At 72.8% G+C, this 20900-nt stretch carries 18 protein-coding genes; 10 read left to right on the forward strand and 8 right to left on the reverse strand.

Annotated features, from left to right (window positions below):
- Positions 1 to 206 precede the first annotated feature (206 nt).
- Both ACFV4P_RS21610 and ACFV4P_RS21615 read right to left on the reverse strand, forming a co-directional pair.
- Positions 207 to 947, reverse strand: a complete 741-nt coding sequence (locus ACFV4P_RS21610; RefSeq protein ID WP_380473365.1) for a hypothetical protein — start codon at positions 945 to 947, stop codon at positions 207 to 209.
- Positions 944 to 1852 carry an ABC transporter ATP-binding protein gene (locus ACFV4P_RS21615; protein WP_380473366.1) on the reverse strand — a complete coding sequence of 303 codons (909 nt, stop codon included), beginning with the start codon at positions 1850 to 1852 and terminating at the stop codon, positions 944 to 946. Before ACFV4P_RS21615 ends, ACFV4P_RS21610 begins: the two co-directional genes overlap by 4 nt.
- Before the next feature lie 142 nt (positions 1853 to 1994).
- Between ACFV4P_RS21615 and ACFV4P_RS21620 the strand changes: the two genes are divergently transcribed.
- A complete protein-coding gene (locus ACFV4P_RS21620) occupies positions 1995 to 3155 on the forward strand; it encodes a sensor histidine kinase (RefSeq protein ID WP_380473368.1) in 1161 nt (386 codons plus the stop codon).
- Positions 3152 to 3820: a response regulator transcription factor gene (locus tag ACFV4P_RS21625; RefSeq protein ID WP_083646467.1), complete on the forward strand. Its 669-nt coding sequence runs from the start codon at positions 3152 to 3154 to the stop codon at positions 3818 to 3820. The genes ACFV4P_RS21620 and ACFV4P_RS21625 overlap by 4 nt, the downstream gene beginning before the upstream one ends.
- Before the next feature lie 24 nt (positions 3821 to 3844).
- Here the strand turns inward: ACFV4P_RS21625 and ACFV4P_RS21630 are convergent, their stop codons facing one another.
- Positions 3845 to 4432: a hypothetical protein gene (locus tag ACFV4P_RS21630; protein WP_073808049.1), complete on the reverse strand. Its 588-nt coding sequence runs from the start codon at positions 4430 to 4432 to the stop codon at positions 3845 to 3847.
- Positions 4433 to 4779: 347 nt separating this feature from the next.
- On the opposite strand from ACFV4P_RS21630, the gene purN reads away from it, so the two are divergent.
- Positions 4780 to 5439 carry a phosphoribosylglycinamide formyltransferase gene (gene purN / locus ACFV4P_RS21635; protein WP_380473370.1) on the forward strand — a complete coding sequence of 220 codons (660 nt, stop codon included), beginning with the start codon at positions 4780 to 4782 and terminating at the stop codon, positions 5437 to 5439.
- The gene (gene purH, locus ACFV4P_RS21640; protein ID WP_380473372.1) at positions 5436 to 7019 is read left to right on the forward strand and encodes a bifunctional phosphoribosylaminoimidazolecarboxamide formyltransferase/IMP cyclohydrolase; all 1584 of its coding nucleotides are present in this window, start codon (positions 5436 to 5438) and stop codon (positions 7017 to 7019) included. The genes purN and purH overlap by 4 nt, the downstream gene beginning before the upstream one ends.
- A 69-nt stretch (positions 7020 to 7088) precedes the next feature.
- Here the strand turns inward: purH and ACFV4P_RS21645 are convergent, their stop codons facing one another.
- The 3 genes from ACFV4P_RS21645 to ACFV4P_RS21655 all read right to left on the reverse strand — a co-directional run bounded on the left by ACFV4P_RS21645 (position 7089) and on the right by ACFV4P_RS21655 (position 8841).
- The gene (locus ACFV4P_RS21645) at positions 7089 to 7820 is read right to left on the reverse strand and encodes an RDD family protein (RefSeq protein WP_380473374.1); all 732 of its coding nucleotides are present in this window, start codon (positions 7818 to 7820) and stop codon (positions 7089 to 7091) included.
- Between the two features lie 140 nt (positions 7821 to 7960).
- Positions 7961 to 8407, reverse strand: a complete 447-nt coding sequence (locus ACFV4P_RS21650; RefSeq protein WP_380473376.1) for a DUF2752 domain-containing protein — start codon at positions 8405 to 8407, stop codon at positions 7961 to 7963.
- Positions 8404 to 8841, reverse strand: coding sequence for a hypothetical protein (locus tag ACFV4P_RS21655; RefSeq protein ID WP_380473378.1), 438 nt, complete (start codon positions 8839 to 8841; stop codon positions 8404 to 8406). The genes ACFV4P_RS21650 and ACFV4P_RS21655 overlap by 4 nt, the downstream gene beginning before the upstream one ends.
- Before the next feature lie 259 nt (positions 8842 to 9100).
- Here ACFV4P_RS21655 and ACFV4P_RS21660 point away from each other — a divergent pair, with 259 nt between their 5' ends.
- From ACFV4P_RS21660 to ACFV4P_RS21685, 6 genes are all read left to right on the forward strand, one after another.
- Entirely contained in the window at positions 9101 to 9955 is an 855-nt protein-coding gene (locus ACFV4P_RS21660) for a bifunctional methylenetetrahydrofolate dehydrogenase/methenyltetrahydrofolate cyclohydrolase (RefSeq protein WP_380473380.1), read from the forward strand.
- 17 nt (positions 9956 to 9972) lie between these two features.
- The gene (locus ACFV4P_RS21665) at positions 9973 to 10371 is read left to right on the forward strand and encodes a DUF3017 domain-containing protein (protein ID WP_380473382.1); all 399 of its coding nucleotides are present in this window, start codon (positions 9973 to 9975) and stop codon (positions 10369 to 10371) included.
- 242 nt (positions 10372 to 10613) lie between these two features.
- Entirely contained in the window at positions 10614 to 11606 is a 993-nt protein-coding gene (locus ACFV4P_RS21670; protein ID WP_380473384.1) for a malate dehydrogenase, read from the forward strand.
- Positions 11607 to 11675: 69 nt separating this feature from the next.
- Positions 11676 to 12989, forward strand: coding sequence for a hemolysin family protein (locus tag ACFV4P_RS21675; RefSeq protein ID WP_380473386.1), 1314 nt, complete (start codon positions 11676 to 11678; stop codon positions 12987 to 12989).
- A gap of 29 nt (positions 12990 to 13018) precedes the next feature.
- Entirely contained in the window at positions 13019 to 14056 is a 1038-nt protein-coding gene (gene trpS / locus ACFV4P_RS21680; protein WP_073808061.1) for a tryptophan--tRNA ligase, read from the forward strand.
- Positions 14056 to 14613, forward strand: a complete 558-nt coding sequence (locus tag ACFV4P_RS21685; protein WP_380473388.1) for a 2'-5' RNA ligase family protein — start codon at positions 14056 to 14058, stop codon at positions 14611 to 14613. The genes trpS and ACFV4P_RS21685 overlap by 1 nt, the downstream gene beginning before the upstream one ends.
- 69 nt (positions 14614 to 14682) lie before the next feature.
- On the opposite strand, the gene ACFV4P_RS21690 is transcribed toward ACFV4P_RS21685, so the two are convergent.
- Both ACFV4P_RS21690 and ACFV4P_RS21695 read right to left on the reverse strand, forming a co-directional pair.
- Positions 14683 to 17118, reverse strand: a complete 2436-nt coding sequence (locus ACFV4P_RS21690; RefSeq protein ID WP_380473390.1) for a CDP-glycerol glycerophosphotransferase family protein — start codon at positions 17116 to 17118, stop codon at positions 14683 to 14685.
- 115 nt (positions 17119 to 17233) lie between these two features.
- Entirely contained in the window at positions 17234 to 20812 is a 3579-nt protein-coding gene (locus tag ACFV4P_RS21695) for a CDP-glycerol glycerophosphotransferase family protein (protein WP_380473392.1), read from the reverse strand.
- Between the last annotated feature and the right edge of the window lie 88 nt (positions 20813 to 20900).

The raw sequence follows: 20900 nt of genomic DNA on the forward strand, positions 1-20900 counted from the left end.
GGTGCGGGGCCGGGTGTCTGTCGGCTGGCGTGCCGAGAGCGCGTCATGCGTCGCGGCGGCGCAGGGTGCGCAGGCCTGCCGCCACTGCGAGGGCCGCCCACGTGACCGTCAGCAGCAGGCCGCCGCCTTGACGCAGAGTGCCGGGCTGCGGGCTGCGGCGGTGCCGGCGCCTACCGGCCGACTGAGAGCGTGCCGAGCGCCGAGCGTCATGCGTCGCGGCGGCGCAGGGTGCGGAGGCCTGCCGCCACTGCGAGGGCCGTCCATGCGGCCGCCAGCAGCAGGCCGGTGGTGTGGCCGTAGTGGACGTCCGGGGCGTCGTGCAGGCGCATCGCGTACAGGCCGGCCCGGTCCGGGAGGAACTGGGTCACGTCACGGACCCCGGGGATCGCGGACAGCGCGGTGGTGCCGAGGAAGACCATCGGGGAGAGCAGGCCCAGCGCGGCGGTCTGGTTGCGCAGCACGGTGGTCAGCGACAGGCACAGCACCAGCAGCAGCGGGTGGTAGAGCACGCCCGCCGCCAGCGCCCGCGCGGTGCCCGGGGCGGACAGGTCGAGGCCCACCGAGGCTTCGGTGGCGGCGAGCTGGCCCGCCACCGAGAGCACCCCGACGGCCAGGCCCAGGCCCGTGCCGAGCAGCAGCTTGCCGCGGAAGAACCGCACCCGGTCGGGGACGGCCGCCAGCGAGGTGGCCAGGGTGCCGGAGGCGTACTCCTGGCCGACCAGCAGGATGCCCAGGCAGACCACCGCGACCTGGCCGAAGTTCAGACCGTAGAACACGCCCTCCATCGGGTCCTCGGTGAGCGAGGTGTCGGTCTTCCCGTAGGAGAACTGCACGACGGCGGTGATGCCCGCGCTCAGCGCGACCGCCAGCAGCGGCGTCGTCCACAGCGAACGCAGCGTGGTGAACTTGGCCCACTCGGCGCGCAGCGGGAACGTGGTGGCGCTCATGCCGTCACCGCCCGGTACTCGACGGCGTCCGCGGTCATCCGCATGAATGCTTCCTCCAGGGAATCGTGGGTGACGGACAGTTCGATCAGCACCACCCGACGGGACGCGGCCAGCGCGCCCAGCTCGCCCGGGTCGGCGTCGGGGACGTCCCACGCGCCGTCGCCGAGCGGCGCCGCCTCCGGGTGGGCCTCGGCGAGCAGCGCGGCCAGCCCGGCCGGGTCGACGGCCCGGACGCGGACCCGGCGGCGGCCGTTCTCCGCCAGGAAGTCGGCGGTGGAGGTGTCGGCCAGCAGCCGGCCCCGGCCGATCACCACCAGGTGGTCGGCGGTCTGGGCCATCTCCGCCATCAGGTGCGAGGAGACCAGCACCGCGCGGCCCTCGTCGGCGAGCCGGCGCAGCAGCGTCCGGATCCACCGGATGCCCTCCGCGTCCAGGCCGTTGACCGGCTCGTCCAGCAGCAGCGCGGCCGGGTCGCCGAGCAGGGCGGCGGCGATGCCCAGACGCTGGCGCATGCCGAGCGAGAAGGTGCGGATCCGGCGGCCGGCGGCGTCCGGGAGGCCGACCAGGGCCAGCACCTCGTCCACCCGGCGGGCGGGAAGCCGGTGCGAGGCGGCGATCCAGCGCAGGTGGCCGGCGGCGGTGCGGCCGCCGTGCACGGCCTGTGCGTCCAGCAGGGCGCCGACCCGGCGCAGCGGCTCGGTCAGCCGGGCGTAGGGCAGGCCGTCGACCAGGGCCGTGCCGGAGGTCGGCCGGTCCAGGCCGAGCGCCATCCGCAGGGTGGTGGACTTGCCCGCGCCGTTCGGCCCGAGGAAGCCGGTCACCCGGCCCGCCGCCACCCGGAAGGTGAGGCCGTCGACGACCCGGCGCTCCCCGTACGCCTTGGTCAGGTCACGAATCTCGATCACGCCGGCTCCCTCCGTCGGTGCCCTTCGGCCTGTGGGAGCAAGTCAACCGGCGTGCCGTGCAAGGGAGATCCCGCCGGGGAGTGGTCCGTCTCCCTCTCGGGAGGGAGGGTGCGGCGGGGTGTCGGTGCGGGAGGATGGCGCGATGCCCGCACTGCTGATCGCTCCGCTGCTGCGCCCCGTCACCTACGTCCGCTGGCTGCATCTGCTGATCGGCCTGGTGTTCGCCGGGGTCGTGCTGCTGGTCTACCCGGGGACGGAGGGCGTCTCCACCGGGCGGGCGCTGCTGGTCGGCAGCGCGGTCGATGTGCCGCTGCTGTGCCTGGTCGCGCTGGTGCCGGCGGTGCGGCGGGCCGAGGGCGTGCAGGCGCGGCTGCTGCTGGCGCCGGAGCGCGAGGAGTCCATCGGCGTCGCGCCGTCGGCGAGTTGGGCCGATCGCGGGCGGACGGCGCTCTGGCTGGTCGCCCGGGTGGCGCTCGGCACCGCGGTGGGCACGCTGACCGTCGCGGCGCTCGGCGCGGCCGCCCGTGCGGCCGGGCCGCCGTTCGGCCCGCAGGTGCTGCTCGCCCCGCTCGTCCTGTTCGCCCTGCTGTGGCTGGTGGTGCTCGCCGGGCGGCTGCAACTCGCGCTGGCCGTCAGGCTGTTGGGGCCTTCGGCGGCCGAGCGGCTGGCCGCGGCGGAACTGCGCGCGGAGCGCCTGCTGGAACGCAACCGGCTGGCCCGCGAACTGCACGACTCGATCGGCCACGCCCTGACCGTGACCGTCCTCCAGGCCGGCGCGGCCTGCGAGGTCGCCGACCCGGCGTTCCGCGACCGGGCGCTGGAGGCGATCGAGACCACCGGCCGGCGCGCCCTGGACGACCTGGAACGGATGCTGGTCCTGCTCCGCGAGGCCCCCGAGACCGCCGCCACCGAACAGCCCGGCCTGGACCGCGTCGAGGAACTGTTCGCCGCCGCCCGCGCCGCCGGCAGCCCCGTCGACGTCCGACTGGACGTCCGCGTCGGCGAGTTGCCGGGCGTGCTGTCCCGCGAGGCGTACCGGATCGTCCAGGAAGGCGTCACCAACGCGCTGCGGCACGCCCCCGGCGCACCCATCGGCATCCGCGGCGCCGTCGCCGACGGCGCCCTCGCCCTGGACTGCCGCACCCCGCGCACCGGCGGCGGCTCCGGCAGCCGCAAGGGCGGCGGCAAGGGCCTGCGCGGCATCCGCGAACGCGCCGTGCTGCTCGGCGGCGAGTGCGAGGCCGGCCCGGACGGAACGGACTGGCTGCTGCGGGTCCGGCTGCCACTACGGTTGGGCCGATGACGATGATCAAGGTGCTGCTGGTCGACGACGAGGAGCTGATCCGGGCCGGCCTGCGCGCCGTCCTGGACGCCCAGGACGGCATCGGCGTGGTCGGCGAGGCCGAGGACGGCGCCCAGGCCCTCGGCCTGGTCCGCTCGCTGCGCCCCGACGTGGTGCTGATGGACGTCCGGATGCCCGGTGTGGACGGGCTGGCCGCGACCCGGGCGATCCTGCGCGCCGCCGACGAGCCGCCGAAGATCCTGGTCGTCACCACCTTCGAGGCCGACGACTACGTGTACGAGGCGCTGCGGGCCGGCGCGGACGGCTTCCTGCTCAAGCGTTCCCGCCCGGCGGAGATCGTCCAGGCGGTGCGGCTGGTCGCGGCCGGCGAGTCGCTGCTGTTCCCGGCGTCGATCCGCCGGCTCGCCGCGGCCCGCGCCGAACGGGCCGCGGACGGCGGGGCGGTGGCCCGGGCCGGCCTGACCGAACGCGAGGGGCAGGTGCTGCGGCTGATGGCGCGCGGACTGTCCAACGCGGAGATCGGCGACCGGCTGCACCTGGGCGTGCAGACCGTCAAGACGCACGTCAGCAGCCTGCTCGGCAAGCTCGGCGCGCGCGACCGCACCCAGGCGGTGATCGCCGCCTACGAGTCGGGCTTCGTCACCCCGTCCGCCGAGGAGGCCTGACCGCCGGGGCGGCCCGGCCGCAGGTCACTCCGCGGGGCCCTCGTAGATGGTGGTCACCCACTTGGGGACGTCGGTGCCGCAGCTCTGCACGCCCTCCTTGGTGATCGCGGAGTTCACGCAGTCCAGGTAGTCGTGGTACGTGAACTGCAGGGCGAAGGTCGCCAGCGACATCGCCAGCGCCAGGCCGCCGGTGAGCAGCGCGGAGAGCGCCGCCGGGACCTGCGGGCGGACCGGGCGCGACGCGAACGGGTCGGTGACCGGCTCGGCGGGCACGCGCAGCACGGCGACGGCGTACCAGACGGCCAGCAGGGACAGCGGGAAGCCGATCCAGAACAGGCCGAACAGCGTGGTCAGCAGCGCGCCGAAACCCGACAGCAGGGCGTTGCGGGCGGTGCGGTGGGTCGGGTCGGCCAGGTCGAGGCGGGGGCCCTGCGGGCCGGGCTCGGGGCGCGGGCCCCACTGCGGCGGCTGCGGGCCGTCGCCCTCCGGCGACCCGTCGGGCCGCTCACCGGAAGGCGACTGCGGGACGCGGGGACGCCAGGGCTGGTCCGGGGCGCCGGGCGGAGGGGGCGCGAAGGGGTTGCGCTCGCCGCTGTCCTCGCCGCTGCTCATGGTGTCGGCCGTTTCTGCTCGTCGTCGGTCCGCCCGGCGGTGGGGGAGTGGGCGGTCGGTCAATGATCCCTCACGCGCATCGCGGCTGTACGGCACCCCGCACGTCCGGGGCCGGACGGCCGGGAGATCCCCGTCTCAACTACGCGCGTAGCGTTGCCGGGTGGTTACGGGTGGCCTCCCACCAGCCGTTATCGTGGTGACGGTCGGCAGCTCCCGACGGTTCCCAGGGCCCCGCAGCGCCGCGGCCGTCCGTGCCCGTCGACGGTTCCCGACCTGCCGCCGCCCGTAATGGCCCCACCGACGGTGGACGTACCAGCGGGCGACACGACCTACGGAGAATCGCTGCCGTGGCTGCCGCTGACGCCCAGGTGTTCCCGCCCCGTACCCCCGGACCGGCCCGCCTGGTGGTGCTCGTCTCCGGCTCCGGCACCAACCTCCAGGCGCTGATCGACGCCGCCGCCGACCCCGCCTACGGCGTGGAGATCGTCGCGGTGGGCGCGGACCGCGACCACATCGCCGGCATCGACCGGGCGCAGCGGGTCGGCATCCCGGTGTTCGTCGAGCGGGTCAAGGACCACGCCGACCGCGCCTCCTGGGACGCCGCGCTGACCGCCGCCGTCGCCGCCCACCGGCCCGACCTGGTGATCAGCGCCGGCTTCATGAAGATCCTCGGCCCCGCGTTCCTCGGCGCCTTCGCCGGACGCACCGTCAACACCCACCCCGCGCTGCTGCCCGCGTTCCCCGGGGCGCACGGCGTCACCGACGCCCTGGCGTACGGCGTGAAGGTCACCGGCTGCACCGTGCACCTGGTGGACGCCGGCGTGGACACCGGGCCGATCATCGCCCAGGGCGTGGTGGAGGTCGAGGACGCCGACCACGCCGACGGCGGCGACGCGCTGCACGAGCGCATCAAGACTGTCGAGCGCAAGCTGCTCGTCGAGGTCGTGGGCCGGCTGGCCCGCGAAGGACACCGCATCGAAGACCGAAAGGTATGGATTCCGGCATGAGCGCCGCTTCCTCCGCCAACACCCCCGTCTCCGAGAACGTACGCCCGATCCGGCGCGCGCTGATCAGCGTGTACGACAAGACCGGTCTGGAGGAGTTGGCCCAGGGGCTGCACGCCGCCGGGGTCGCCATCGTCTCCACCGGCTCCACCGCCGGCCGGATCGCCGCCGCCGGCGTCCCGGTCACCGAGGTCTCCGAGCTGACCGGCTTCCCCGAGTGCCTGGACGGCCGGGTCAAGACCCTGCACCCGCGGGTGCACGCCGGCGTCCTCGCCGACCTGCGCCTGGAGTCGCACCGCGCGCAGCTCGCGGAGCTCGGCGTCGAGCCGTTCGACCTGGTCGTGGTGAACCTGTACCCGTTCACCGCCACCGTCGCCTCCGGCGCCACCCCCGACGAGTGCGTCGAGCAGATCGACATCGGCGGCCCGTCGATGGTCCGCGCCGCCGCCAAGAACCACCCCTCGGTGGCCGTCGTGGTCGACCCGGCCCGCTACGCGGACGTGCTGACCGCCGTCCAGGGCGGCGGCTTCGACCTGCTGACCCGCAAGCGCCTGGCCGCCGCCGCGTTCGCGCACACCGCCGCGTACGACGTCGCCGTCGCCTCCTGGTTCGAGCAGTCCGGCTACACCGAGTCGGACGCGGCGTTCCCGTCCTTCCTGGGCGACACCTGGGAGCTCGGCAACGTCCTGCGCTACGGCGAGAACCCGCACCAGCAGGCCGCGCTCTACCTCGACGGCACCGGCGGCCTGGCGGGCGCGCAGCAGCTGCAGGGCAAGGAGATGTCCTACAACAACTACGTGGACACCGACGCCGCCCGCCGCGCCGCCTACGACCACGCCGGCCCCGCCGTCGCGATCATCAAGCACGCCAACCCGTGCGGCATCGCCACCGGCGCGGACGTCGCCGAGGCCCACCGCAAGGCCCACGCCTGCGACCCGGTCTCCGCGTACGGCGGCGTGATCGCCGTCAACCGCCCGGTCACCGTCGAACTGGCCGAGCAGATCGCCCCGATCTTCACCGAGGTCGTCGTCGCCCCCGGCTACGAGGACGGCGCCCTGGAGGTGCTGACCAAGAAGAAGAACCTGCGGGTGCTGCTCGCCCCCGAGGCCCCCGCCGACAAGCTGGAGTCCCGCCGGATCTCCGGCGGCGTGCTGCTCCAGCAGGTCGACCGCGTCGACGCCGCGGGCGACGACCCGGCCACCTGGACGCTGGCCACCGGCGAGGCGCTGTCCGCCGACGAGCTCGCCGAACTCGCCTTCGCCTGGCGGGCCTGCCGGGCCGTCAAGTCCAACGCGATCCTGCTCGCCAAGGACGGCGCCTCGGTCGGCGTCGGCATGGGCCAGGTCAACCGGGTCGACTCCTGCAAGCTGGCCGTCACCCGGGCCGGCGAGCGGTCGGTCGGCGCCTACGCCGCCTCCGACGCGTTCTTCCCGTTCGCCGACGGCCTGGAGATCCTGCTCGCCGCGGGCGTCAAGGCCGTGGTCCAGCCCGGCGGTTCGATCCGCGACGAAGAGGTCGTCGCCGCCGCCGAGAAGGCCGGCGTGACCATGTACTTCTCCGGGACCCGGCACTTCTTCCACTGACGCCGCGCCCCGGAACGCCGAGGGCCCCGCACTCCGTCCGGAGTGCGGGGCCCTCGGGCTTCTGCGGTGCTATCGCTTGATCACGACGGTGCCGGCGGCACGGTCGTGCCAGCCCTGCAGCTTGCCGGAGTTGTCGAAGAACGGCGACAGCCAGATCAGGAGCTGAACGAGGAAGCACAGGAACGCACCGACCTGCGGGATGATGAAGCGGATGAAGCCGCCGCCCACGCCCGGGTTCTGGCCGTCGGCCTCCTTGACCACGCGCAGGCCCAGGGCCATCTTGCCCAGGGTGGCGCCCACCAGGCCGACCATCAGCCACTCGTAGAGCAGGTTGAAGATGCCCATCACGGCGATCATGCCGAAGAACGCGGCGATGCTGCCGCCGGAGGCCGAGGTCTGCTCGTTCACGCAGTTGCTGTACGACACGGTGCCGTAGTCGTAGCCCGAGCAGTCCTTGAGGTCGCTCGACAGACCGATCATGCCGGCCAGGCCGAGCGCAAACGCGATGGCGAGGACCACAAGGCTGATCAGAATGTCCAGCAGACGGGCCAGGAAACGCTGGCCCATGGTGGCGACCCGCACCATGCCGAGGTTGGCGATGTTGATGTAGCCGTTGTTGGCCTGGATCGTGCCGGGCGCCTGCGGGTAGCCGTAGCCGTAACCGGGCTGCGGCGGCACCTGGCCCTGCGGGTAGCCGTAGCCGGGCTGCTGCGGCGGCTGCTGCGGGTAGCCGTAACCCGGCTGCTGCTGCGGCGGCGGCTGCTGGCCGTAGGGGTTGTTGGGGTCGGGCGGGTAGCTCATCGATGCCTCCGGGCAGGAAGGAGCGTGGACGGAACAGTGAAAACCTGGGGACGGACGGGCAGGGGAAACGCCGACCGGGTCGGAGAGTAGCGGACGAGTCCGACGGTGAGGGGATCAACAGCCATCAGCCGGACCTCCGTTCAGAGCGTGAGAACACCGAGGCGGACCAACTCCCAGGCCCAGGCCACGATCGCGGCCACGCCCAGCAGCAGGTTCCGCCGGCCGTACGACAACGCGCCCCACCAACGGGCCGGGCCCAGCGGCGCGAACACCAGCGCCGCCACCGCCGCCACCGTCACCGGGTTCGCCGCCAACGCGGCCCCCCAGTGCGCGTGGCCGGCCTCGATGAACACCGTGGTGCTGCCGCACAACGGGCACGGCACACCGGTCGCCAACCGCAACGGGCAGAGCACGCCCGGGTCGTGGGCGTCGTGCACCGCCGCCACCGCCAGCGCCGCACCGGCCACCGCGGCCAGCCGCAGCACCGTGTCGGCCCACCGCCGCCAACGACCCGTCGACGCAGCGCCGGGCGGCGGCAGCGGACGGTCCGTCACCGGGGCGGGCGGCGCGGGCGTCGCCGGGCTCATGCGTCCGGAACGACGAAGTAGAGGACCACGACCGCGATGCTGATCAGCAGCGCCAGCGAGTTCAGCGCGATGCCGCCGATCGCGGCGGTACGCCCCGTCCCGCCCAGCTGCGCGGACCTCTTCAACCCCGAGACGCCGAGGCCCACGCCCACCACGCCCACCAGGCCGACGAACCAGCAGGACAGCAGGATCGCCAGGAAACCGACCACCACCGAGGCCGTGGCCAGCGAATTGTTCACCGCCATCGGCACACCGGGCGGGTACGGGTGAGAGGTGTGCGGCGGCTGCTGCGGATAGCCGTAGCCGTAAGGAGGCTGCGGCTGCGCCGGCGGCGGCGCCTGGGGATAGCCGTACGGCTGCTGCGGCGGCGGCCCGGGCCGGCCGCCGGCCTGGCCGTAACCGCCGTACGGGTCCGGCTGGTACGGATTGCTCACGTGTCGATTCCCCCGACTTTTTCGTCCCCCGCCGCCGGACGATCCGTCACCGGACACGGGCGGCGGTACTTGCCCCGTCATCGTGAGCTTTGGCGCGGCGCGATGTCCAGCCACATGCAGGCCACACGCACGAACGTGGCACAACTGCAATCCCCCGGCACGCTCCGTGGCCGCCGCCGGGACGCTCCGTGCAGGACCGCCCCGGCGCCGACACCCGCCCCGGCACCGACACCCGCCCCGCATCCGGAAGAATGGAGACATGACTGCCCAGATTCTCGATGGCAAGGCCACCGCGGCCGCGATCAAGTCCGAACTCGCCGTCCGCGTGGCGGCCCTCAAGGAACGGGGCATCGTCCCCGGCCTCGGCACCGTCCTGGTCGGCGACGACCCGGGCAGCCGGTGGTACGTCAACGGCAAGCACCGCGACTGCGCGGAGATCGGCATCTCCTCCATCCAGCGCGAACTGCCCGCCACCGCCACCCAGGAGGACGTCGAGAACGTCGTCCGCGAGCTCAACGCCGACCCGTCCTGCACCGGCTACATCGTCCAGCTGCCGCTCCCCAAGGGCCTGGACCAGAACCGCGTCCTCGAACTGATGGACCCCGACAAGGACGCCGACGGCCTGCACCCGACCTCGCTCGGCCGCCTCGTCCTCGGCATCGACGGCCCGCTGCCCTGCACCCCGCTCGGCATCGTCGAACTGCTGCGCCGCCACGACGTCGCCATCGACGGCGCCGAGGTCGTGGTCGTCGGCCGCGGCATCACCGTCGGCCGCTCCATCGGCCTGCTGCTCACCCGCCGCAGTGAGAACGCCACCGTCACGCTGTGCCACACCGGCACCCGCGACCTCGCCTCCCACCTGCGCAAGGCCGACATCGTGGTCGCCGCCGCGGGCGTCCCGCACCTGGTCAAGCCCGAGGACGTCAAGCCCGGCGCGGCCGTGCTCGACGTCGGCGTCTCCCGCAGCGAGGGCAAGATCGTCGGCGACGTGCACCCCGGCGTCGCCGAGGTCGCCGCGTGGATCTCCCCCAACCCCGGCGGCGTCGGCCCGATGACCCGGGCGATGCTGCTCAACAACATCGTCGAGGCGGCCGAGCGCCGCGCCGGCGTCTGAGACCGGTGCCCGGCGTCATGAAGCGCGCCCGCCGCCGCCCCGTCACCACCGAAGGCACCCTGCCGCCGGAAGGCTCGCGGGCGGCACTCGGCCGCGGCCACACCCTCCCGCTGCGGCAGTGGCCGATCACCCTGGTGCTCGCCGTCGTCACCCTCGGCCTGCTGATCACCTGGGCCGGGAACTTCCGCCTCGGTCTGCTCGCCGTCGGGGTCGCCCCCCTGCTCGGCGCGCTCCTCCGGCTCGGCCTCCCGGACGTCGGCCTGCTCGCCGTCCGCAGCCGGTTCACGGACGTCACCCTGATGTTCGTCCTCGGCGGGGTGATCGTGCTGCTCACCCTGGTGGCGCAGCCCAACCCGTGGCTGAACGTCCCCGTGCTCGACAACATCGGACGCCTCATCGGGCACCCGGTGCACTGAGAAGAACTGCGCGACAAGCGCAAAGCACCCCACCGCAAGGTCGCGATCACGTGCAGGTCATTGTCCTGCGTCGCGATCCTGCGGTGGGGTGCCTTCCGCTTCGCGCAGTTCCCCGCGCCCCTGTTTTCCCAGCCATCTGCCTTCGCGATAGCCTGTCTCGGGTCTCTCGACATCGAGAGATCATCTCGGCTCCAGCGCGCCGATGTGCCTGGGGCGCCTGGCGACAGCTGGAGAAGGTAGATATGACTCGCACCCCCGTCAACGTCACCGTTACCGGAGCGGCCGGCCAGATCGGCTACGCGCTGCTCTTCCGCATCGCCTCCGGTCACCTGCTGGGTGCCGACGTGCCGGTGAACCTGCGCCTGCTGGAGATCCCGCAGGGCGTGAAGGCCGCCGAGGGTGTCGCGATGGAGCTGGACGACTGCGCGTTCCCGCTGCTGCGTGACATCACCATCACCGACCAGGCGAACGTGGCGTTCGACGGCGCCAACGTCGCGCTGCTGGTCGGCGCGCGTCCGCGCACCGCCGGCATGGAGCGCGGCGACCTGCTGGCCGCCAACGGCGGCATCTTCGGTCCGCAGGGCAAGGCGATCAACGCCCACGCCGCGGACGACATCAAGGTCCTGGTGGTCGGCAACCCGGCCAACACCAACGCCCTGATCGCCCAGCGCAACGCCCCGGACGTGCCGGCCGAGCGCTTCACCGCGATGACCCGCCTGGACCACAACCGTGCCGTCGCCCAGCTGGCGAAGAAGGCCGGCGTGACGGTCGAGGACGTCAAGAAGGTCACCATCTGGGGCAACCACTCCGCCTCCCAGTACCCCGACCTGTTCCACGCGGAGATCTCCGGCAAGTCCGCGTTCGACGCCGTCGGCGCCGACCAGGAGTGGGTCGAGAACTTCTTCATCCCGAAGGTCGCCAAGCGCGGCGCCGAGATCATCGAGGTCCGCGGCGCGTCCTCGGCCGCCTCGGCCGCGAACGCCGCCATCGACCACGTCCACACCTGGGTCAACGGCACCCCGGCCGGCGACTGGACCTCGATGGGCATCGTCTCCGACGGCTCGTACGGCGTGCCGGAGGGCCTGATCTCCTCGTTCCCCGTCACCGCCAAGGACGGCAAGTTCGAGATCGTCCAGGGCCTGGACCTCTCCGAGTTCGACCGCAAGCGGATCGACGCCTCCGTCAAGGAGCTCGCCGAGGAGCGCGACGCGGTGCAGGAGCTCGGCCTCATCTGAGTGCCGCTCCGCCGCGTGTGAACGGCCGGGTGCCCACGGGGCGCCCGGCCGTTCTCCTACACTCGGGCCGTGAGCGAAACCCTGCAGGACGCCGCGCTCGTCCTGGTGTTCATCATGCTGGGCGGGTTGTTCAACGTCGCGGAGATCGCGCTGATCTCGCTGCGCGAGGGACAGATCCGCGCCCTGGAGTCGGCGGGCTCCCGCCGCGCCGCCCGGGCGGCGCATCTGGCGGCCGACCCGAACCGGTTCCTGGCCGCCGTGCAGGTCGGGGTGACGTGCATGGGCTTCCTGTCGGCGGCGTTCGGCGCCGACACGCTGGCCGGCAAGCTCGCGCCGGTGTTCGTGAAGGCCGGCCTCTCGGACGGCGTCGCGGACGCGGTGGCGCTGGTCGGCCTGACCCTGGTGATCTCCTACGCGTCGCTGGTGCTGGGCGAGTTGACGCCCAAGCGGATCGGCCTGCAGCGGGCCGACTCGATCGCCCTGCTGGCCGCGCCGGTGGTGGACGTGATGTCGGTGGTGCTGCGCCCGGCGATCTGGCTGCTCGGGCACTCGACCGACCTGATGGTGCGGCTGCTGGGCGGCGACCCGACCGCCGGGCGGGGCGCGATGAGCCCGGAGGAGCTCCGCGGTCTGGTCGCGTCCAACACCGAACTCGGTTCGGACGAACGCGAGTTGATCAACGAGGTGTTCGCGGCGGGGGAGCGCCAGCTGCGCGAGGTGATGGTGCCGCGCACCGAGGTGACCTTCCTGGACGGCGACCGGCTGGTGCGCGAGGTCCGCGCCGAGACGGACTCCTCGCCGCACTCCCGCTACCCGGTGGTGGAGGGCTCCTACGACGCCGTCACCGGTTTCGTGCACGTCCGCGACCTGTACGGGGTGCGCGGCGAGCAGGCCGCCCGGGTCCGCGACCTGGCCCGGCCCGTCAAGCTGCTGCCCGCCACCAAGCGGGTGCTGGAGGCGATGAGCGAGATGCGCCGCGAGGGCCACCACCTGGCCATCGTGGTCGACGAGTACGGCGGCACCGCGGGCATCGTCACCCTGGAGGACCTGGTCGAGGAGGTGATCGGCGAGATCCGCGACGAGTACGACGCCCAGGACACCACCGCGACCCGGCGACTGGCCGGCGGCGGCGTCGAACTCGACGGCCTGCTCAACCTCGCGGACTTCGCCGAGGAGACCGGCTTCACGCTGCCCGAGGGCCCGTACGAGACGGTCGCCGGGTTCGTGGTGCGCGAGCTCGGCCGACTGCCGGAGAAGGGCGACCAGGTGCTCACCGAGTCCGGCGCCCGGCTCACCGTGGCCCGCCTGGACGGGCGGCGGATCGAACGGCTGCGGGTGAGTGCCGTCACACTGCCGAACCCGGGTTCGGCGGACGTTTCCTGAGCGGCCGGGGGAACTGGAACAATGGCTCCATGGTCAACGCAGCGGTCACCGGTCCGGTGAAGGACCGTCCCCGGGTGCTCTCCGGCATCCAGCCCACCTCAGGCTCCTTCCACCTGGGCAACTACCTCGGCGCGGTGCGCCAATGGGTCGACATGCAGGAGGCGAACGACGCCTTCTACATGGTCGTCGACCTGCACGCGATCACCGTCGAGCAGGACCCGGCGACGCTGCGGCAGAACACCCGGGTCTCGGTCGCGCAGCTGCTCGGTGCGGGTCTCGACCCGGAGCGCTGCACCCTGTTCGTGCAGTCCCAGGTGCCCGAGCACGCGCAGCTGGCCTGGGTGATGAACTGCTTCACCGGCTTCGGCGAGGCCTCCCGGATGACGCAGTTCAAGGACAAGTCGCAGAAGCAGGGAGCCGACCGCACCACCGTCGGCCTGTTCACCTACCCCGTGCTGATGGTCGCCGACGTCCTGCTGTACCAGACCCAGACCGTCCCGGTCGGCGAGGACCAGCGCCAGCACCTGGAGCTCACCCGCGACCTCGCGGAGCGGTTCAACACCCGCTACGGCAAGACCTTCACCGTCCCCGAGCCGTACATCCTGAAGGCCACCGCCAAGATCCAGGACCTGCAGGACCCGGCGGCGAAGATGAGCAAGTCCGCGGCCAGCGACAAGGGCCTGATCAGCCTGCTCGACCCGCCGAAGACCAGCGCCAAGAAGTTCAAGAGCGCCGTCACCGACACCGACACCGTGGTCACCTACGACGAGGCGAACAAGCCCGGCGTCTCCAACCTGCTGCGCATCCACTCCGCGCTCAGTGGGATGAGCATCGAGCAGCTGGTCGCGCACTTCGACGGCAAGATGTACGGCGCCCTGAAGACCGAGCTGGCCGAGCTGTTCACCGACTGGGTGACCCCGTTCCAGACCCGCGTCCAGAGCTACCTGGACGACCCGGCCGAGCTCGACCGGGTGCTGGCGCTCGGCGCCGAGAAGGCCCGCGCGGTGGCGTCCGAGACGCTCGCCGAGGTGTACGACCGGGTCGGCTTCCTGGCGCCGAAGCGCTGATGCCGACGGCTGCCGCCCCCGATGGCGACGGTCTCCCCGAGACCGTCACCATCGGCGTGTCCATACACGTCCCGGAGCCGTACGGCAGCCAGGTGCAGGACGCCCGGGCCGGCCACGGCGACCCGCAGGCCCGGGCGATACCCACCCACGTCACGCTGCTGCCGCCCACCGAGACCCGGGCCGAGCACCTGCCCGGAATCGAACGGCACCTGCGGGCGGTGGCCTCGGCGCAGCGCCCGTTCCGGATGCTGCTCCAGGGCAGCGGCACCTTCCGCCCGATCTCCCCGGTGGTCTTCGTCCGGGTCGAGGAGGGCGCCCAGGAGTGCCGCGAGCTGGAGGCCGAGGTGCGCTCCGGCCCGCTCGCCCGCGAACTCGCCTTCCCCTACCACCCGCACGTCACCGTCGCCCACGGCCTGCCGGACGCCGTCCTGGACGAGGCGCACGAACAGGCCCGGAGTTTCCGCGCGGTGTTCGACGTCACCGAATTCGTGCTGTCGACATTCGGTGACGACGGGGTGTGGCGGCCGTGGCGCAGTTATGAATTCGGCTGTTCCTGAGCATTTGCTTTCTGAAGGTTCTCCGAAAAGGCCGGCCGCCGGTGCGGAGGCCGGGAGTTTCCGGTGGATTCACTGGGAGTCGGCTGAGTGCCCGGCGGCCAGCTCCAGCATCCGGTCGACCACCCGGGCGGCGGCCTTCCCGTCGTCCAGCGGACAGAACCGCTCGCGGAACGCCCGGTAGCGCTCCCGGTGGGGGGCCGGGTCGAAGTCGCGGAGCGCGGCGACCAGGTCGGCGGAGGTGGCCAGCACCGGGCCCGGGGCGTTCGCCTCGAAGTCGAAGGTGAAGCCGCGCAGCCGCGTCCGGTAGTGCTCCAGGTCGTAGGCGAAGAACAGCATCGGCCGGCCGGTCACCGCGAAGTCGAACATCAGCGACGAGTAGTCGGTGACCAGGACGTCCGCGATCAGCATCAGGTCGGCGACGTCCGGATGGTCGGAGACGTCCCGGACGAACGCGTCGTCGGGCATCCGGCCGCCCACGTGGACGTGCGGGCGCAGCAGCAGCACGTGGTCGTCGCCGAGGGCCGCGCGGGCCTGCTCGACGTCCAGCTGCAGGTCGAGCCGGTAGCGGTCGCCGTCGCCGCGCTGGTCGTCGCGCCAGGTCGGGGCGTACAGCACCACCTTGCGGCCCTCCGGGATGCCCAGCCGGGCGCGGACCCGGGCGGCCTCCTCGGGGTCGTTGCGCACCAGCCGGTCGTTGCGCGGGTAGCCGGCCTCCAGCATCTCGCCGCGGTAGTCGAAGGAGTCGGCGAGGATCGGCGTGGCGAACGGGCTCGGCGACAGCAGCAGGTTCCACTGCCGCACCTCGTGGGCCAGCCGGTCCAGGTAGCCGTCCGCGGTCAGCCAGTCGCTCTCCACCTGGCGGGCGATCCGCTTCAGCGGGGTGCCGTGCCACAGCTGGGCCACCACCTGGCCCTCGCGGCGGTCCAGGAAGTCCGGGAAGTGCGTGTTGCCGACCAGGTAGCGGCTGGTCGCCAGCGCCTCGTACCACTCGGGGCTCCACTGGCGGACGGCGGTGGCGCCCGGCGGGGGCTGCTCCTGGCCGTCCTCGACCACCCACAGGTGCTGCAGCGGCAGGCCGCGGGCGACCAGTTCCTCGTGGACGGCACGCGGGTTGCACGAGTAGCTGCGGCCGCCGAACACGTCGTACAGCACGGTGTCGCGCAGCGGCCGGCGGCGGGCGGCCGGGTAGCTCTCGGTGCGCAGCCGCAGCTGGCGGTGGGCGCTGCGCTCGACGGCGGCCAGCACCGGCTTGCTGTCCAGGATCAGGGTGTCGTGCCAACGGTGCTGCAACTGGAACGACTTGGGGCCGGCGTGGGCCACGGCGGGCAGCTGCGGCAGCACGTTGGGGTGCAGGCGCAGCGACAGGCCGGAGTGGTCGGGGTCGTCGGCGGGGCGCAGCGCGGGTTCCCAGACGCCCTTGGCGAGCGGCCGGGGACGGCCGTCGGAGGCGGCCGGTTCGAGGGCGAGCACGGCACGGAAGCGGCCGTTCGGGCCGACCTGGGCGGGCAGCCGGCGCTCCCGGCCGTCGCCGCTGTGCCGCAGCACGAGGTCGACCGGGCGGGACCCGAAGTGCGGGAGTTCGCCGCGGAGTTCGAAGCCGGCCGGGGACGGCACCATGGCGTCGACCAGCGGCTCGGGCTCCTGGACGCAGAACTGCAGGCGCTGGTCGGACAGTTGCTTGGCGTACAGCACCTGCCCGTCGTCCAGCGGGAGCTGCCGGCGGCCGCCGGGCGGGCAGTTCAGCAGCAGGTCGTGCCCGCGGCCGTCGCGGTCGACCAGCGCCGGGTCCCAGTGCCCGTCCGACCGGCACAGCCTGGCGGGGACGAGCGCGGTGAAGGTCCCGCCGTCCCAGTCGGTGGCGCAGGTGACGGTGGCGTCGCTCTGCCGGTGGCGCAGCGTCAGGGTGCTGCCGGCGGCCCGGGCGGGGGCGGCGCCGGACAGTCGGAATCCGGCGTCGGTGCAGGTCAGTTCGGTGGCGACGGCCCGGTCGAGGTGGACGGTCAGCTGCAGGGTGCCGTCCTCGAAGTGCAGGACGAGCAGCACGTCGTCGCCGGCCCAGTGCGCGGGCGGGTACTCGCCGGTGCCGCACCAGTGCGGGGCGAGCGGGGTGACGGCCCGCTGGTCGCCGGCGGTGAGGCGGGCGGTGATCCGCCAGGTGCCGGCCTGCCACTGGCCGCGCCGCTGGAGCAGCGCCGGGTCGAGCAGCGCGGTGAAGCCGGTCCAGTCGAGCCGGTACAGGTCCTGGCCGCTGTCGTCGGTGGCCTCCGGCAGGTAGTGCGGGAAGGTGCGCAGCAGCGTCGGCCGGCGGCCGTTCGGCGGCGTCAGTTCGAGCTCGACCCGGGTGGCGCCGGGACGGTCGCCCGGCTGCCCGTCCACCCGGCCCTCGCCGAGCAGCGTGAGCACGCCGCCGTCCCAGCTCGCCCGCCGCAGCCCGGTGCGGGCTGCGGCGGACGTCGTGGTCCGGGCGCGGCGGAAAAGGCCGGGGAAAAGCGGAAGACGCAGCACGCAGTCATGACATCCAAGGGAACTGGTGAAGTCAATTTCCCCAACCCTGGGAATACCCTGGGTTTCCTGGGAATTGGGGGAATCGGCTGTCCCTTGACCTGCGGTTTACTCTCCGTTATTTGCCTTCTGCCAGCAGTGCGTCCGTCACCCGACTGGCCGCACTGCCGTCGTCGAGGTCGCAGTACGCCTCGCGGAATGCCGCGTACTTGTCGGCGTACTCGGCGCTGACCTGCGACAGGTCGCCGAGCGCGGCGACCACCTCGGCGGAGGTGGACAGCAGCGGGCCGGGCGCCCGGTTCTCCAGATCGAGGCTGAAGCCGCGCAGGTTGTCGCGGTAGTGCTCCAGGTCGTAGGTGAAGAACAGGACCGGGCGGCCGGTGTTCATGAAATCGAACACCGAGGACGAGTAGTCGGTGACCAGAACGTCCGCGATCAGCAGCAGCTCCGCCATGTCGGGGTAGGTGCTGACGTCCCAGACATAGCCGTTGCCGGCCTCGGGGAGCCGGCCGCGGACCACCTCGTGGGCGCGCACCAGCAGCACCTGGTCGTCGCCGAGGGCGGCGCGGGCCGCCTCCAGGTCGAGCTGCAGGTTCAACTGGTAGCCGCCGTCGGGCAGTCGACGGTCCTCGCGGAAGGTCGGCGCGTAGAGCACCACCTGCTTGCCCTCGGGCAGGCCCAGCTGCTCGCGGACCCGCTCGGCGGTCTTCTCCCGGTCGGCGGCGAACAGCAGGTCGTTGCGCGGGTAGCCGCTCTCCAGCACCTGGCCCTTGAAGTCGAAGGCGCGGCGCAGCACGGGCGCGGCCCAGCGGCTGCCCGCCACCATCAGGCTCCACTGCGGCACCTCCTCCTTGAGGTGCTCCAGGTAGCCCGCGTCGGTGAACCAGACCTTCTCGAAGTCGGTGCCGATCCGCTTCAGCGGGCTGCCCTGCCAGGTCTGCAGGACGACCTGGCCGGGGCGGCGGCGGAAGTACGTCGGCAGGTGGGTGGAGGTGACGATGTACTTGGCGGTGGCCAGCGCCTCGAACCACTCGGGGGAGCGGTGCCGGACGCACTCGGCGGTCTGCGGCAGCTCGGCCTGCAGGTCGACGGAGGTCCACAGGTGGCGCAGCGGCAGGCCGCGGCGGACGAGCTCCTCGTGCACGGCGCGCGGCGAGTCCGCGTACAGGCCGCCGTCGGCTGCCCACCAGTCCTCGCGGACGGTGTGGTACAGCACGGAGTCGGTGAGCGGACCGTACTGGCCCTTCTTGTAGGCGTCCCGCAGCAGGCGCTGCCGGTAGTCGCTGCGCTCGGCCGGCGACAGCGGGTCGTGGGACTCCAGCGACAGGCTGTCGAAGGTGCGGCGCTCCAGCGCGACCCGCTTGCCGCGGGCCGTCACCTCCATCGGCAGCGCGTCGAAGGTGGACGCCGCGAGCGTCGCGGACGGCCACTCGCTGTCGACGGGGGCGCCGAGCGGGCGGAACAGCACCGTCCAGGTGCCCTTGTGCAGCGGGACCAGGCCGGCGAAGGACGCGGTCGGCAGCGCGGGCAGCGCGGCCCGGAAGCGGCCGTCGGCGATCTCCACCGGGTAGACGTGCTCCTCGCGGCGCTTGCCGTGCTGGATCACCACCTCGTAGCGGTGGGCGCCGGGCAGCGGGAACGAGCCGCTGAGCACGAAGCCCTCGCCGTCCTTGGCCTGGGCGACCTCCTCGACGACCGGCTGCACGACCTGGTCGCACAGCTGCAGGTAGCCGCTGGGGGAGGGCTTGGCGTACAGCGTGCGGGCGCCGTCGCCGAGCGGCAGGTGCAGCTCGACGGGCGCGCGGCGGTCGTCCAGGACGAGGGGCAGCGCGGTGCCGTCGGTGAGCTTGAGTTCGAGGTCCCAGCGGTCGCGGGTGCGCTTCTCGGCCGTCGGGTCGAGGGCGTTCCACGCCTCCCGGACGGCGGTCAGCTCGGAGACCCGGAACCGCGCGGTGAACGGCAGGTCGCGGCCGGACGGGACGCCCAGCTCCAGCGGCGCGAACACGTCGCGCTCGGACTCGACGTGCTTCAGGCGCAGCTCCGCACCGGCCAGGTCGGCGCCGGAACGGGCCAGGCCGCGCAGCTCGACGGCACCGTTCTCGGCGCTCGCCGCGACGGCCCGGGCACGCACCCGCTCCACCCGCAGCAGCAGGTGGTTGTCGCGCGACCACGGCACGACCCGGACGTCGTCCTCGACCCAGTGCACGGGCGCGTACTCGGCGCGGTCGTGCCAGCCGACCGACACCCGGCCCTTGTAGACGCCGCCCTTGCCGGCGCCGGCCACCAGCACCCGCCAGGAGCCGTCCTTCCACTCGCCGCGGTGCTTGAGCCGCGCCGGGTCGATGGTGGCGGAGAAGCCCGCCCAGTCGCAGCTGTACAGGTCGTGCGGGGAGCTGGCGGTGGCCTCCGGGCTGAACTCGGCCTTGGTCTGCACGGCCACCACGCGACGGCCCTTGGCCTCGCGCAGGACCAGTGCCTTGAGCATGTCGTGCTTGTTCTCGGCGCCCAGGTGCTCCGGGAAGGCGTGCCCGGTCAGCTGCAGCTTGTCGCCGACCCAGCGGGCCTCGTACAGCCGGGAGCGCATCACCAGGGCGTTGTTCAGCCGCAGCACGTCCGCGGGGACGCTCTTGCGGCCGCCGCGCAGGAACGGGTAGTCCGCGTACGGGCGGAGCAGGCCGCGGACCGGGGCGGCGCCGTTGCTCTCCTTCTCGAAGCGCAGCTGCTCGATCAGCTCGTCGAGCCGGCCCTGCAGGGTCAGGTGGTACTTGAGGCGCAGCGGGGCGCGCAGCTTGCGGACCTGCTCCGGGCCGATCGCGCGCAGCAGGCGGCCGGCCGACTCCAGGTAGGCCGCGTTGTACTCCGGGTCGCCCTCCAGCACCGAGCCGAAGAACATCGGGATCTCCTCGACGAGGTTGTTCTCGTCGTAGGCGTGCAGGTACTTGCGGAACTTCGGGTCGCTCTGCTTGCCCAGCCAGTCGCGGACCAGCTCCATCGACTTGACCCGGTCGATGACGCCCTTCGGGTTGGTCTTCATCTGGGTGATCGACATCTCGCCGACCTCCCGCTCGCGCCAGTGGTAGATCGGCTCGGCGAGCACGTCGACCCGGCGGGCCAGGTAGTGGTGCGGCACGCTGACCGGGGCGTCCTCGTACAGGATGCCCTCGGGGTAGAGCACGCCCGCCCGGTCGAAGAAGGAGCGGCGGTACACCTTGTTCCACGCGGTGCGGTCGGTGACCAGCGCCGGGATCTCGGTGATGTGGGTGCGCAGCCGGGTCGCCGCGAACGGCTTGCGGTGACCGCCCGACTGGTAGTGGCCGACGGCGCGGAAACGCAGCACGTTGCCGGTGCAGAAGTCCGAGCCGGTCTCGTCCAGGGTGCCGATCATCAGCTCGTACGCGGACGGCGGCATGGTGTCGTCGCTGTCGACGAACGCGAGGAACTCGGTGCCCTCGGAGATGTGGCGGTAGCCGGTGTTGCGCGCCGCACCGAGGCCCTTGTTCACCTGCTGGACCAGCCGGAAGCGAGAGTCCTTCGCGGCGTAGGCCTTGGCGATGTCGGCGCTGGAGTCCTTGGAGCCGTCGTCGACCATGACGCATTCGAAGTCGTCGAAGGTCTGGCCGGCGATCGAGTCGAGGCACTCCTCCAGATAGCGCTCGACGTTGTAGATCGGGACGACGACAGACAGACGGGGGGCCATCGGGAGCGCAGAGCCTTTCCTCAGGGAGTGCGGCCGGGTGGGCCCGGCAGATGTGTCGAACCCGGACCGGCACCGGCCGCGATCCTAC

Source organism: Kitasatospora sp. NPDC059795 (assembly GCF_042732175.1).
GTDB lineage: Bacteria > Actinomycetota > Actinomycetes > Streptomycetales > Streptomycetaceae > Kitasatospora.

What these genes read in the sequence shown, in the direction of transcription:
- purH (WP_380473372.1), top strand. Translation starts at nt 5,436, where the DNA reads ATGAGCGCCGCTTCCTCCGCCAACACCCCCGTCTCCGAGAACGTACGC.
- ACFV4P_RS21650 (WP_380473376.1), bottom strand. Translation starts at nt 8,407, where the DNA reads ATGAGCCCGGCGACGCCCGCGCCGCCCGCCCCGGTGACGGACCGTCCG.
- ACFV4P_RS21625 (WP_083646467.1), top strand. Translation starts at nt 3,152, where the DNA reads ATGACGATGATCAAGGTGCTGCTGGTCGACGACGAGGAGCTGATCCGG.
- ACFV4P_RS21665 (WP_380473382.1), top strand. Translation starts at nt 9,973, where the DNA reads ATGAAGCGCGCCCGCCGCCGCCCCGTCACCACCGAAGGCACCCTGCCG.
- ACFV4P_RS21685 (WP_380473388.1), top strand. Translation starts at nt 14,056, where the DNA reads ATGCCGACGGCTGCCGCCCCCGATGGCGACGGTCTCCCCGAGACCGTC.
- ACFV4P_RS21695 (WP_380473392.1), bottom strand. Translation starts at nt 20,812, where the DNA reads ATGGCCCCCCGTCTGTCTGTCGTCGTCCCGATCTACAACGTCGAGCGC.
- ACFV4P_RS21610 (WP_380473365.1), bottom strand. Translation starts at nt 947, where the DNA reads ATGAGCGCCACCACGTTCCCGCTGCGCGCCGAGTGGGCCAAGTTCACC.
- ACFV4P_RS21660 (WP_380473380.1), top strand. Translation starts at nt 9,101, where the DNA reads ATGACTGCCCAGATTCTCGATGGCAAGGCCACCGCGGCCGCGATCAAG.
- ACFV4P_RS21670 (WP_380473384.1), top strand. Translation starts at nt 10,614, where the DNA reads ATGACTCGCACCCCCGTCAACGTCACCGTTACCGGAGCGGCCGGCCAG.
- ACFV4P_RS21630 (WP_073808049.1), bottom strand. Translation starts at nt 4,432, where the DNA reads ATGAGCAGCGGCGAGGACAGCGGCGAGCGCAACCCCTTCGCGCCCCCT.
- trpS (WP_073808061.1), top strand. Translation starts at nt 13,019, where the DNA reads ATGGTCAACGCAGCGGTCACCGGTCCGGTGAAGGACCGTCCCCGGGTG.
- ACFV4P_RS21645 (WP_380473374.1), bottom strand. Translation starts at nt 7,820, where the DNA reads ATGAGCTACCCGCCCGACCCCAACAACCCCTACGGCCAGCAGCCGCCG.
- ACFV4P_RS21620 (WP_380473368.1), top strand. Translation starts at nt 1,995, where the DNA reads ATGCCCGCACTGCTGATCGCTCCGCTGCTGCGCCCCGTCACCTACGTC.